A 12974-nucleotide genomic window follows, 5' to 3' on the forward strand; every position below is an offset into this window, starting at 1 on the left:
TTGACGGGTTGGTTATTAAGGTCCGGACCGTAATAATGCCGACGAACGGAGACCTCCATGCCCCTCAGCCGTCGCGCACTGCTCGCAGGTAGCGCCGTCGCAGGAGCATCGCTGGCAGTCGGGCATGGCGGGCTTTCCTCGCCCGCGTCCGCGACCGAGCAGTCGCTCACGCCGACCAGTTTCGGCCCCGCCTCTTTGACCGCTGCCGTCCGTGGTGCCGCCGTCATCGGAGACAGCGTCTTCATCACCTCGCGCTTCAACACCCCCGAGGGAAAGATGCGGCTGGGCGAGTTCGACGTGCACACCGGCGCGCAGCGGACGATCGTGGACCTGGCGATCCCGAGCAACGGCGGGCAGAAGCTCGCCGCCGACGGTCGGTACGTCTACGTCGGCCCCGCCGGCAGCGCGTACGTGTACCGGTACGACCCGCAGACCGGCGACGTCGTCGCGTGGGCCCGGGCCGGCGGTTCCACCACCTGGTACTACGACATGGTGGTGCACGGCGAGCACCTGTACATCGGCACGTATCCGGACTGTACGGTCAAGCGGATCCGGCTGGCCGACGCCGCCGTCGAGACGTACGGTCGCATCTCGACCTCGCAGTACGCGGCGGCCGTCGCGGTCGACGACGAGTACGTCTACGGCGGCTCGGCCGCCCCCGGCACCCTGCTGATGTGGCCGAAGGCCGGCGGCGCGCCGACCAACCTGACGCCGTACCTCAGCTCCTCACCGGTGGGCATTCTCGACATGACCGTCCGGGACGGCACGCTCTACGTCGCCTGCGGCCGGCAGTTGATCTCCTTCCGTCGGGACGGCTCGGAGCGGGTGTCCCGGGACATTCCCGCCGAGGACCGCTACATCGACCAGGTCACCGTCGGCAGCGACGGCACGGTGTACGCGTTGTGCCGGCTGACCACCAACCTGTACGAGGTGACCCCCGACGGCCTGGTCAAGGTGGGCCAGCCCCTGGCCGATGTGGAGAACCAGCTGCTCGCCCCGCTGCCCGGCGGCGCGCTGCTCGGCGTGAGCGGGCTCGGGCACGTCTGGAAAACCACGCCCGGTGGCACCGCCAGCGTGTGGCAGACCGCCGACCGGGGCTTCGGGTACCCGGAGACCATCCAGTCGATGATGCGGCACACCCGGAACAGGATCTGGGTGGGCGGGCACTACGCGATGACGGTGCACCGGCCGGAGGCGGGCAAGAGCGACCGCTTCGACATCAACGGCGAGGTCAAGGCGATGGCCGAGGGTCGGCGTGGCGTGGTGTACGCCGGCCTCTACCCGAGCACCCAGATCGTCGCGATCGACCCGGACAGCTACGAGATCAGCGTGCTGGGGCTGCTCGGCAACGAACAGCTGCGCACCAAGCGGATCCACCACGACCGGCGGCGCAACCAGCTCATCGTGGCGTCCAGCCCGCAGACCACGAAGCACACCGGCGCATTGACCTTCATCGACCTGAGCGACAACACCTTCGACACGCACCGGGAGTTCCTGCCCGAGCAGAGTGTGATGGACGTGGTGGTGCAGGGCAACACCGCCTACATCGCCGGGGACACCTACGGCGAGGGCACCAGCGGCCCGATCCGCAAGGTGGCCCAGGTGGCGGCCGTCGACATCGTCACCCGCCGGCTGCTGTGGCGCGAGGAGATCAAGCCGGACTGGCTGTCGTACGAGAGCCTGTTCGTCGTCGGCAACCTGCTCTACGCGATGGGTCGCCGCCCGCGCGGGGCCTGGTTCGCCTACGACCTGCACTCCCGGCAGATTGTGATGGAGGGCGACCTCGGCGGGTACGGCCAGTTCAACGGGGTCGACGGCCGGGTGTTCTCCTGGGTGCACTGGACCAACGACATCTCCGAGCTGCCGACGGCCCCCGCTGGTGAGGTGACCACCCTGTACGACAACGTGCCGCGTGGCTGGTACAACAACCCGTCGTTCCACTTCACGCCGGACGGCAAGGCGACCTGGGGCATGCTCGGCAACGACCTGGCCCTGTTCCCGCTGCCGCGGAAGTAGCGCTCCGACAGCGATCGCGGGGCCGTCCTCCCGGTTCGGGGGACGGCCCCGCGCCGTACGGGTACTCAGCCGGTGACGTCGAGGCGGAACAGCTCCGCGGCGTTGCGCCAGGCGACCCGCTCGGCCAGCGTCGGGGGAAGGTCGGCGGCGAGCACCGCTCCGTACGCGGCGGCCGGGTCGATCAGCGTGGCGTCGGTGCCGAACAGCAGCCGTCCGGGGTCGACCGCCGCCGCGACCGCTGCGAAGCGGCCTGCCTCGGTGTGCGAGAAGCACGGTTCGAGCCAGAGCCGGTCCACCGCGTTCGCCGCCTCGACCGCGTACCGCCAGCCGTTGGCCCCCATGTGCCCGGCGATGGCCCGCAGGCCGGGAATCTCCACGCAGGCCTGGGCCAGCTCCAGCGGAGAGGTGTCCCAGGTGTGCACCAAGGCGGGCAGGTCGTGGGCTGCGACCAGTTCCAGGGCGGCCCGGGTCTGTGGCGAGCCCACCGGGGAGTCGGTGTAGTCGGTGTGGATCTTCACCCCGACGAAGCGGCCGGTGGGCAGCAGCTCGTGCAGGTCGCGTTCGGCGTCGTCGAGCCGGCGCGGGTTGACCGTCAGGTATCCGAGCAACCGATCGCTGTGCTCCAGCGTCCGGGCCATGGCCCGGTTCCCGGCGGTCACGTCGTAGATCACCGCCTCGGTGGCCGAGACGACGGCGAGGTCGATCCCGTACCGGTCCATCACGGCGAGGTTGGTGGCGAGCGCCCCGACCTCCATGCTGAAGAACCAGGGCCCCCAGTGGGCGTGCACGTCGATGATCACGCCGACGGCTCCAGGACCCGGCGGGCGTTGCCGCCGGCCACGGCGGCCACGTCGGTGGGCGTGAGGCCGCTCCGGGCCAGCCGGAGCCGGGGTACGACGGCCTCGTACCACGGCGTGCGGGAGCCGTAGAGCAGACGTTCGACGCCCAGGTGCTCCGCGACGGTCTCCAACGCGTCGGGCGAGTTGAGCAGCCGGGTGGAGGTGTGGAAGCCCGGTTCGTCGCGGGCGACGACGACGAAGTCACCCAGGTGGTAGAAGTGCGTGTCGAGGAAGACCACCGTCGTGCCGCGCAGTGGACGCCAGAACCGGCGCACGTCGCCTCCGGCGAGAATGACCAGGCCGACCTCGGCGGCTCGGCGGGCGACGTGCCGTACGGCCGGGAAGTCCGCTTCCACCCGCTGTTCGTCGGGGAAGAGACGGACCGCGCGGAAGCCCCGCTCGGCCAGCCGGTCCACCTCCCGCTCGGCCCCGAGCGGGTCGCGCAGGTCGACCCCTCCGACCGGAAGCACGCCCGGGCCGGCGAGGGCGGCGGCCTCGTCGTTGCCGGTGGGCACGTCGAACAGGGCCGCCCGCAGGTTGGCCACGGCGGCCCGGTCGATCCCGTTGGCGGCAAGGACCTCAGCCACCTGGCCCGGGGCGCCGACGGGCCCGGGACGGTCGGCGTACCGGCCGACCAGCACGTCGACGTCGAGCGTGACGGCCGGCAGGTCGCCGGCGGTGAACGGGCCCGTCACGACCGTCTCGCCAGCGTGAGCACCCGGGCCCGGTCGTCCTCGGGCAGGGCGGGGCCGTACGGGTCGGCGGCGTGCGATTCCGGGATCCGCCCCTCGTCGGCGGCGATCCACAGCATCCGGCGCACGTAACCCTCCATCGGCTCGGTGAAGGTCACCTGGGCGAGGCGGTCCAGGCCGGCGGAGGCGGCGACGAAGTCGGCGTACCGCTGGTCGGCGTAGGCCCGGAGCACGGCGGCGGTGACGGGCACGGCGGCCGCGGCGAGGCCGACCAGGGCGGCCTGCGCGCCCCACATCAGCGACGGCCCGAACATTCGGTCCTCGCCGGTGACGGCGAGCCGGTCGACGGCGCGGGCGGCGGCGAGCGCGGCCTGGCAGGCCATCGCGTCGTGCAACCGGGCCACCTTGACCCCGGCCACCCCGGGGTGTTCCAGCAGGGCTGCGAGCTCTGCCTGCGGGTAGGGCCGGACATAGAGGTCGAAGGCGAGCATCGGCAGGCCGGCGGCCCGCCAGACCGCGTCGTGGTGGGCGAGCGCGTCGCTCCCGACCGGGAAGACCAGCACCGCGGCGGCGCCGAGCGCGGCGGCACCGGACGCCTGAGCGGCGACCTCGTCGGTCCGCTCCCCCGGCCGGCCGCCCACACCGACGATCACCGGTACGCCGGTGGCGACGGCGCGACGGATGACGAGGTCGCGGGTGGCGGCGTCGAGGAAGGGACCGCGACCGGTGTGGGCGAGCACCGCCAGGGCGTCGGCCCCGTCGGTGACCAACCCGCGCAGGTACTGGTCGAGGATCGCCTCGTCGACCACGCCGTTGCCGTCGACCGGGGTGGCCGTGGCCGCGACGAGCTTCCACCGCAGCCGGTCGCGCAGCGCGGCGGCAACCGGGGCGATCACGCCGTCACCGCCGTCCGGACGGCGCGGGCGATCTCGTCGACGTGGTCGTCGGTGTACCGCTCGTTCCAGTCGATCACCAGCAGGGTCTCGTCGACGAGCCGCTCCGCCACCGGGCAGGCGCCCGGCCCGTAGGCGGGCTGCCGGTCGGCGGGCGGGGCCGTGAGCGGGAAGCGGGAGGTGCCGTAGACGGGGGCGTCGGTGAGGGCGGGCGCGTGGTGCAGCGGCTGGTCGAGGTAACCGGCGCGGGCCGGGATCCCGGCGGCGGCGAGCGTCCCGGCGACCTGCTGGTTGGTCAGGGGTGGGTCCAGCACGATCGGGAAGAGCCACCAGGCGTGCGCGTCGATGTCGACGGGCAGGCGTACGCCGGGCAGGTCGGCGAGGGCGGCGTGCAGCCGGGCGGCGGTGCGGCGGCGCTCGGCGAGTACGCCGGGCAGCTTGGCGAGCTGGGCGCGGGCGACGGCGCCGGCCAGCTCGGTCATCCGGTAGTTCAGGCCGAGCCCGACGTGCCGGCGGGCCCCGTCGCGCGGCCAGCCCTTGTCGGCGAAGAGTCGCATCCGCCGGGCCAGAGCCGGGTCGTCGGTGATCGCCAGGCCGCCGTCGCCGCAGGTGATGTGCTTCCACTGCTGGAGGCTGAAGCAGCCGACCGCGCCGGCCGTGCCGACGAGCCGGCCGTCGGGATAGCGGGCGAGCCAGGCCTGTGCGCAGTCCTCGATCAGCGGCACACCGGCGGCGTCGGCCACCGCGCGGAGGTCGGCGGCGGCGCCGAACAGGTGCACCGCGAGGATCGCCCGGGTCCGCGGCCCGACCGCGGCGGCGACGGAGGCCGGGTCCAGGTTCCCGGTGTACGGGTCGACGTCGGCGAAGACCGGCACGGCGTTCTGCGCCAGGATCGGCGCGACGGTGCCGAAATCACTGATCGGGGACGTGATGATCTCGTCTCCCGGGTCGGGCGCGGCGGCGGCGACCGCACAGTGCAGGGCTGCCGTCCCCGAGCTGGTGGCCACGGCGTGCGAGACTCCATGCCGGTCGGCCATCTCGCGTTCCAGGGTCCGGACCTCGGTGCCCCAGACGGAGCTGAGCATCCCCGAGCGGAGCACCCGGGCGACGGCGTCCAGTTCCTCGGTGCCGAGCGTCCGGCCACCGGCATCGGCCATGCTGGGAAACGACACGTACCCTCCCGGCTTCCAGAAATACCGGGCCTGACCGTAATCTTGAGCTACGGAACATGCAACCCTTCGACCGGAGGCAGCCGTGACCATCGAGATAGGGGTCGTCGGGCCGCACGACCTCGTCGACGACGTGGCGGCCACCTGCGAGGAGCAGCCCGGCGTCACCGCTCGGCGGCTGCACTACGACCACGAGTCCCAGACCCCGGCGCTGGTGGAGGCGCACAGCGCGCAGGTCGAGGCGTGGCTGTTCACCGGCGTGGTGCCGTACACCCTGGCTCGGGAGGCGAACGTGCTGACCCGGCCGGCGACCTTCGTCGACTACACCGGGGCGACGCTGCTCCAGGCCACCGTGCGGCTGCTACGCGACGGGCACGACGTCACCCGGATCTCCATCGACACGATCACCGGCGCCGACGTCGCGGCGACGTTCACCGAGGCCGGCCTGCCGGTCGACCGGGTCCGTACCCTGCCGTACCGGGGCAGCCTCAGCTCCGACGACGTGGTGGCCTTCCACCGGCGGCAGCACAGCTCCGGCGCCCAGGTGGCGGTCACCTGCATCAGGTCGGCCTACGAGGTGCTGCGGCACGAGATGCCGGCGTTCCGGCTCGCCCCGTCGATCCATTCGGTGCGCACCGCGCTGCGCCAGGTGCTGCTGTCCGCCAACAGCCAGGCCCAGGAGGACGCACAGATCGCCCTCGGCCTGGCCAACCTCCCCGGCGGCGACGACGGCCTGCTCAAGGAGGTAGCCACGCTCGGCGGGACGCTGGCCCGATTCGCTCCGGACACGTACCTGATCGTCACCACCCGCGGGCCGCTGCACGACGCGACCGGCGGCTTCACCGCGCTGCCGATGCTGCGTCGCCTGGCCGACCGGCACGGCACCGTCCAGATCGGCTTCGGGTTGGGGCGCAGCGCCGCGGAGGCGGAGAACCTGGCGCGCCGGGCGTTGAGCCGGGCTCGTCGGGTCGGGTCGACGACCGCGGTGCTGTCGCTGCGCGGCGAGACCGACATCGTGCTGGAGTCGACGACAGCGACCCCGCCGCCGGCGGAGGCGAACCTGGCGGTCATCGCCCAGCGGGTCGGCCTGTCGGTGCCCACCCTGCTGCGCCTGCGGGAGGTCCGCGCCGCGGCCGGCGACGAGCCCCTGACCAGCCGCGAGGTCGCCGAGCAGCTCCACATCCAGCAGCGCACCGCCCGCCGCATGCTGCACCGTCTGGAACTGGCCGGCCTAGCCGAGCGGCTGGGCAACCTCGCCTCCGGCAGCAGCGGCCGCCCGTTGACCCTCTACCGCCTGACGGTGTGACCCCCGCCCGGTCCGTACCCCCGTGGCACGGACCGGGCACGTCGGAGGTCAGGCCAACCAGGAGTCGAGGTGCTCGGCGACGAACGCGTCGTCGCGCAGGTGCGGGTAGGCGGCGTGCACCCGGTCCAGTTCGGCGAGCTGCCCCGGGGAGAGTTCCTCGGCCGGGTCGAGGCACCAGCGGCCGGCGAGCAGACCCTGGCGGCGCAGCACCTCGTGGATCCCGGGGATGCAGCCGTGGTACCCGTTCGCGGCGTCGAAGATGGCGGCGTTCGCGTCGGTGAGGTGGCCGTCGAGAGTGAGCAGCCGGCGCAGCGCGGTGTCGTCACCGCCGCGGGCGCTGCGGGCGTCCTCGAGCAGACCCACGGCGGTACGCGCCCACACCGCCCACTGGCCGAGCAGGCCGCCGACGAACTCCACCTCCACCGGACGACCGTCCACCGTGATCCGGTGGGGGGCCACCAGGTCGGCGAGGATGTGGTCGTCGTTGCCGGTGTAGAGAGCGAGGTCGCCGGTGCGGCCGGCGGCACAGACGCCGTGCAGCACGTCGAGGGTGCGGTAGCGGTCGAACGGCGCGACCTTGATCCCGACCACGGATTCGAGTGCGGCGAGCCGAGCCCAGAAGTCGCGCGACAGGTGCCGCCCGCCGACGGCCGGCTGGAGGTAGAAGCCGATCACCGGCAGCACCTCGCCGACCGCCCGGGCCCGTTCGACCAGGGCGTCCTCGTCCAGCGGCCCGTACGGAGACAACAGCACCAGGTGGTAGCCGAGCGAGGCGGCGAGTTCCGCCTCCCGGACCGCCTGCGCGGTGTCGCCGCAGACGCCGGCGACCAGGATGGCGTCCGAGCCGGCGGCGGTCTCGGCGGCCAGCTCCAGCACCGGGGCGAGCAGCCCGACCGCCGGGTCGTGGATGGCGAACTGGGTGGTGTGCACGCCGACGGCAATGCCACCGGCACCGGAGGCGAGGTAGTAGCGGGTCAGGGCCCGCTGCCGGCGCTCGTCGAGCCGTCGGTCGGCGTCGAGGGCGAGCGGGTGGGCGGGGATGACGCAGCCCCGTTGGAACCGGGCCAGGGCCGTGGTCTGTCGGGTGTCCGGTGCGGTCAACACGGTCTCTCCTAGAAGTTGCCGTCGCGGCGTTGGAATCCGGTCGGCTTGCCGAGCAGGGGAAGGCCGTCGGCGACCCAGTCCGCCGTCAGGTCGATCAGCTCGGCGACCGGCACGTCCGGGTAGCCGAACAGCCGGTGGCAGAGCTGGGCGTTGGACAGCAGCGCGGTCGGCGCCTCGGTGCCGGTGAAACGCGCCTCGCGACCCAGCCGGTCGGCGAGCGCGGTGGCGACCTGACGGACCGAGACCAGCTCCGGACCCGTCAGGTTCAACACGAACGGCGGTGTCCGTGTGTGGTGCAGAGCGCGCAGGGTCACCTCGTTGGCGTAGCCCTGCCAGACGATGTTGGCGTGGCCCATCGTCAGGTCGACGGGCTGGTCGGCCAGGACCGCGGAGGCGATGTCGACGAGGACGCCGTAGCGCATCTCGACGGCGTAGTTGAGCCGGATCAGCGCCAGCGGGGTGTCGTGGCGGTCCGAGAAGTGGGTGAGCACACGCTCCCGGCCCAGGCAGGACATGGCGTACTCGCCGACCGGCCGCACCGGGGTCTGCTCGACGCAACCGCCGGAGGTGACCGGCACCAGCGGGTAGACGTTGCCGGTGCTCAGCGCGACGATCCGCGACCCGGCGAAGCGCTGCGCGACCCGGCCGGGAAGGTAGGCGTTGGTCGCCCAGGTGGCGTGTTCCCGCCCGGTGGTACCGAACTTGGCGCCGACCAGGAAGATCACGTTCGGCGCGTCGGGCAGGGCGGCGAGGGCGGCGTCGTCGGTGACGTCCGCCTCGACGACCACCGCGCCCTCGTCGCGCAACGAGTCGGCGAGCCCGGCCTCGGAGAAGCGGGACACGGCGATCACCCGCGCACCGGTGCCCGCCTCGGCGACGCCGCGAAGCGCCAGTCGGACCAGGCTCGGGCCCAGCTTGCCGCCCGCGCCGAGGATCAGCAGATCACCGTCGAGCTTGCGCAGGTCGTCCACCAGGACGCCGCGCGGCCGCGAGAGGCGCTCCTCCAGATCCGCCACGGTACGCATGCCACCACACCCCTTCCGGATTAACGGTCATGACCGTAACTTCCGCCCGGAGGGGCGTCAAGGTGTCGCGGGGCGAGGATCGACCGAACCGGCCGCAGACGTCAGGCCAGGGCGCGGGCGGAGGCGAGGATCTCCAGCACCGCCCGGGTCTGCTCCCACGGCACCGGGGTCGGCGCGCCGTGCACCATGTCCAGGAAAGCGTCGACGGTGGCGCGGTAGCCGAGTTCCTCGGCCCCGCCGCGCAGCACCACCCGGCGGTCACCGGCGGCGGTGTACACGGTCATCTCGTACGCCTCGCCCTGGCTGACCCCGAGCACCTCGACCGTGCCTGGCACGCCGTCGTCCCACTGGACCGTCAGCAGGCCGGTGTCCTCGGAGCGCAGGCCGTGGTGCCGGCGTACGGTTGCGGCGGCGCCGACCAGCCGGACCGCCGGCCCCAGCAGCGCGACCAGCAGCTCGACTCCGTGCAGGCCCATCATGACCAGCGTCCCGCCACCGACCGTCGGCTCGTCCTGCCAGGGGTTGTAACCGGTGGCCCACAGGCCGACGTCGTGGCGGACGGTGACCCGGACGGCGAGCACCTCCTCGCGCGGCACGTCGAACGCGGCGAATGCCGGGGCGAACCGCAGCACGGATGAGGTGAGCACCAGCTCCGGAGCGCGGGTGACGACGGACTCCAGCCGGTCGAGCTGCTCGCGGGTGGCGGCGGCCGGCTTGTTGACGAAGCAGGGCAGCTTCCGGTCGAGGATCCGCGCCAGCGCCTCCGGCACGCCGGAGGTGGGCACGGTGAGTACCACCCCGTCCGGGGCGGTGGCCAGGAGCGCGTCGAGGTCCGGCACCACGACCGCGTCAGGTTGCTCGGCCCGGAACCGGGCCAGCCGCTGCGGATCCGGCTCCCACACCACCAGCTCGGTCGCCGCCGCGTCGGCGCGCAAGGTCCGGGCGTCGGTGTACGGGTGGCTGGTGGCGAGTCCGGCGAGGGCGATGCGCATGACCGCAGAGGCTACTTCTCCCCCAGCCGCCACCCAACCCGCCACCCGGCGGAGGCGGGACGGCAGGTCACCCCATGGTGTCGAGCAGTTCAGGCGTCACCTCGTGCCGCAGCGGCTCGCCACGCAGGAACCGGTCGATCTCGGCGTGCACGATTGCGGCGGCCCGTCGGCGGGACTGTACCGTCCCGGCCGACTCGTGCGGCGTCAGCAGCACGTTCGGCAAATCGCGCAGCGGATGGTCGACGGGCAGCGGCTCGGCGTCGAAGACGTCCAGGGCGGCGTCGAGGCGCCCGGCGCGCAACGCCGCCAGCAGCGCGGCCTCGTCCACCAGCGCCGAGCGTGCGGTGTTGACCAGCAGGGCGCCGTCCGGCATCAGGGCCAGCTCGCGCGCGGAGATCATGCCGGCGGTCTCCGGCAGCACCGGCGCGTGCAGGGAGACCACCAGCGACCGGGTGAGCAGTTCGTCCAGGGTGACGCGCTCGACGCCGAGCGCGGCGGCGTCGCCGTCGCGCAAGTACGGGTCGGCGACCAGCACCCGCGCGCCGAGCGCCCGCACCAGCCCGAGGTACGCCCGGCCGGTGCGCGACGCGCCGATCACGCCGACCGTGGCCCCGCGCAGCTCCCGGCGGGGCGGGGCCGCCTTGGCCGTCGCCCAGTCGACCCCGGTGCGCAACGCGTTGTCGAAGCGGTGCACCCCGTGCAGCAGCGCCAGGGTCAGCGCGAGCGCCTGCTCCCCCACCGCGTACGCCATGGCGTCGCCGGCCTGGGTGACGCGCACGCCCCGGGCGAAGCTCGCCGGGGTCACGAACGGTTTCACGCTGGCCCCGGTGTGCGCGAGCAGCCGCAGCCGGGGAGCGGCGGCGAGCACCCGAGCGGTCAGTGGTGCGGTGTCCCATCCGGTGACCACGACATCGGCGTTGGCGAGCAGCCGGGCCAGGACGGCCTCGTCGCCGACATCGTCGTCGGAGGGCAGCCGCACCTCGCCCAGTCGGCGCAGGGCCGCCCAGGCGTCGGCGTCGAAGAACAGGGAGCGGACCTGCGGTGTCACCGCCACCGCGATGACGGGCCGTCCCGCCACGGCGGGCCCGGTCACCCCTTGATGCCCGTGGTCGCGACGCCCTCCTGGAAGTAGCGCTGGCCGATCAGGTACGCCACGAAGATCGGTACGAACGCCACCACCGAACCGGCGAGCAGCATGTTCAGCGCGACGTTCTCCTGTTGCAGGGAGGCGATGCCGGTGGTGAGGGTACGCATGTCGAGGCTCTGGCCGACGATGAGCGGCCAGAGGAAGTCGTTCCAGTGCCAGAGGAAGACGAAGACACCGAGGGTGGCGAGGATCGGCTTGATCAGCGGCAGCACGATCGACACGTACACGCGCCACTCGGAGCAGCCGTCCAGTCGGGCAGCCTCGAACAGCGAGTCGGGCAACGAGGCGATGAACTGTCGCATCAGGAAGACCGCCTGCGCGTTGGCCAGGGTCGGCACGATCATGCCCCAGTAGGTGTCCACGCCGCCCAGCTCGGAGATGATGATGAAGGTCGGGATCATCGTGACGTGGTACGGCACCATCAGCATCGCCAGGAACGACCAGAACATGGCTTCCTTGCCGGGAAAGCGCTTCTTCGCGAACGCGTACCCGGCCATCGAGGCGAACAGCAGCACACCGACGACCGACACGACCGAGTAGACGATCGTGTTCCACATCCACCGCAGCACGCTCTTCGCGCCGACCACCTGGTCGTACGCCTCGGTGGAGAACGGCCAGGGCAGGAGGCTGTCCGGGAAGGTCACCGGCCCGGTCGGCTTGAACGACAGCACGACCATCGCGTAGAAGGGGAACAGCGTGATCACGGCGCCGATCAGCAGCAGCGCGGTGCGGCCGACGAGCCAGCCCCGGCTGGCCCGACCGACCCGGTAGGGCCGCCCCTTCCGGGTCGACGCGGGCGTCGGATCGGTGACGGCGGGCGTGGCCAGCATGGTGTCGGTCATTCTTCCCTCCCGAGGGTCAGCCGCTGGACGAGCGCCACGACGATGGTCATCACGAACAGGGCGACCCCGATGGCGCTCGCGTAACCCAGGTCGAAGTACTTGAAGCCCTGGTCGTAGAGGAGGTAGACCAGGCTGTAGCTGGACCGCACCGGGCCACCGCCGGTCATCACGTAGATCATGTCGAAGACCTGGACCGCCACCGTGGTCTCGATGAGGGCCACGAAGAACAGGGCGGGCCGCAGCTGCGGCAATGTGACGTAGCGGAAGCGCTGCCAGGCCGAGGCGCCGTCGGTCAGTGCCGCCTCCTCCAGTTCGGCGGGGATGTCCTGCATCCGGGCGAGCAGGATGAGCATCCCGTAGCCGAAGCGGGACCAGACCGCGACCAACACGAGCGCGGGGATGACCAGCACGCTGTCGGCGAGCCACGACTGCTGCGGCAGTCCCAGCGCACCCATCGCCCGCGACCACGGACCCCCGTCGGCGAAGACCCAGCTGAACACCACCCCGGCGAGCACCAGACTGGTCACGACGGGGAGGAAGAACACCGACCGGAACAGCTTCGCGCCGCGGAAGGCCCGGCGGGTCAGCAAGGCCATGCCGAGCGACGCCAGCATCGACAACGGTACGGACAACGCGGTGAAGATGACCGTCACCCGCAACGCCGACCAGAACGTCGGGTCGTCGACGAGCCGGCGGAAGTTCTCGACGCCGACGAAGCTGGTGTCGCCGCCGATCGCGTAGTCGGTGAAGCCGAGGACCACTCCGGCGATCGCCGGCCCGAAGCGGAACAGGGCGAACAGCACCAGGAACGGCAGGACGAACAGCAGGGCCGTCCCCGCCTCCCGGGCGGACGGGCGGCGGACGCGCCGTCGGCGGATCGTCGGTAGTGCAACCATCTGACAACCTTTCCGAGGGCTCGCGGTGGGCGGGTCCCCGCCCACCGCGAGCC

12 protein-coding genes are annotated in these 12974 nt (G+C 72.4%); 2 read left to right on the top strand and 10 right to left on the bottom strand.

All coding sequences use genetic code 11. The features are described from left to right. The first annotated feature begins 195 nt into the window (after nt 1-195). A complete protein-coding gene (locus tag M2302_RS21570) occupies nt 196-2016 on the top strand; it encodes a hypothetical protein (RefSeq protein WP_280839667.1) in 1821 nt (606 codons plus the stop codon). Nucleotides 2017-2081: 65 nt separating this feature from the next. On the opposite strand, the gene M2302_RS21575 is transcribed toward M2302_RS21570, so the two are convergent. Genes M2302_RS21575 through M2302_RS21590 form a run of 4 tightly spaced genes read right to left on the bottom strand, consistent with a single transcriptional unit; the run spans nt 2082 to nt 5612 of the window. Further along, the gene (locus M2302_RS21575) at nt 2082-2816 is read right to left on the bottom strand and encodes an amidohydrolase family protein (protein WP_280839668.1); all 735 of its coding nucleotides are present in this window, start codon (nt 2814-2816) and stop codon (nt 2082-2084) included. Next, entirely contained in the window at nt 2813-3550 is a 738-nt protein-coding gene (locus tag M2302_RS21580; RefSeq protein WP_280839669.1) for an amidohydrolase family protein, read from the bottom strand. Before M2302_RS21580 ends, M2302_RS21575 begins: the two co-directional genes overlap by 4 nt. Further along, nucleotides 3547-4443, bottom strand: a complete 897-nt coding sequence (locus tag M2302_RS21585) for a dihydrodipicolinate synthase family protein (protein WP_280839670.1) — start codon at nt 4441-4443, stop codon at nt 3547-3549. Before M2302_RS21585 ends, M2302_RS21580 begins: the two co-directional genes overlap by 4 nt. Beyond that, the gene (locus M2302_RS21590) at nt 4440-5612 is read right to left on the bottom strand and encodes a DegT/DnrJ/EryC1/StrS family aminotransferase (protein ID WP_280839671.1); all 1173 of its coding nucleotides are present in this window, start codon (nt 5610-5612) and stop codon (nt 4440-4442) included. The genes M2302_RS21585 and M2302_RS21590 overlap by 4 nt, the downstream gene beginning before the upstream one ends. A gap of 82 nt (nt 5613-5694) precedes the next feature. On the opposite strand from M2302_RS21590, the gene M2302_RS21595 reads away from it, so the two are divergent. Beyond that, nucleotides 5695-6915: a hypothetical protein gene (locus M2302_RS21595; RefSeq protein ID WP_280839672.1), complete on the top strand. Its 1221-nt coding sequence runs from the start codon at nt 5695-5697 to the stop codon at nt 6913-6915. A gap of 48 nt (nt 6916-6963) precedes the next feature. Here M2302_RS21595 and M2302_RS21600 read toward each other — a convergent pair whose 3' ends face one another. The 6 genes from M2302_RS21600 to M2302_RS21625 form a co-directional block, all read right to left on the bottom strand. Then, complete coding sequence (locus M2302_RS21600) at nt 6964-8019, bottom strand: dihydrodipicolinate synthase family protein (protein WP_280839673.1); 1056 nt, start codon at nt 8017-8019, stop codon at nt 6964-6966. 8 nt (nt 8020-8027) lie between these two features. Continuing rightward, nucleotides 8028-9044, bottom strand: a complete 1017-nt coding sequence (locus M2302_RS21605; RefSeq protein ID WP_280839674.1) for an NAD-dependent epimerase/dehydratase family protein — start codon at nt 9042-9044, stop codon at nt 8028-8030. A gap of 101 nt (nt 9045-9145) precedes the next feature. Further along, nucleotides 9146-10036, bottom strand: a complete 891-nt coding sequence (locus M2302_RS21610; protein WP_280839675.1) for a Gfo/Idh/MocA family oxidoreductase — start codon at nt 10034-10036, stop codon at nt 9146-9148. 67 nt (nt 10037-10103) lie between these two features. Next, nucleotides 10104-11129 (bottom strand): hydroxyacid dehydrogenase, encoded by a 1026-nt coding sequence (locus M2302_RS21615; protein ID WP_280839676.1) that lies wholly within the window; start codon nt 11127-11129, stop codon nt 10104-10106. Then, on the bottom strand, nt 11126-12025 hold the full coding sequence (locus tag M2302_RS21620; protein WP_280839677.1) for a carbohydrate ABC transporter permease: 900 nt from the start codon (nt 12023-12025) through the stop codon (nt 11126-11128). The genes M2302_RS21615 and M2302_RS21620 overlap by 4 nt, the downstream gene beginning before the upstream one ends. Next, nucleotides 12022-12921 carry a sugar ABC transporter permease gene (locus M2302_RS21625; protein ID WP_280839678.1) on the bottom strand — a complete coding sequence of 300 codons (900 nt, stop codon included), beginning with the start codon at nt 12919-12921 and terminating at the stop codon, nt 12022-12024. Before M2302_RS21625 ends, M2302_RS21620 begins: the two co-directional genes overlap by 4 nt. Nucleotides 12922-12974 lie beyond the last annotated feature (53 nt).

This window comes from Micromonospora sp. A200 (assembly GCF_029893845.1).
In the GTDB taxonomy this organism is placed as follows: Bacteria; Actinomycetota; Actinomycetes; order Mycobacteriales; family Micromonosporaceae; genus Micromonospora; species Micromonospora purpureochromogenes.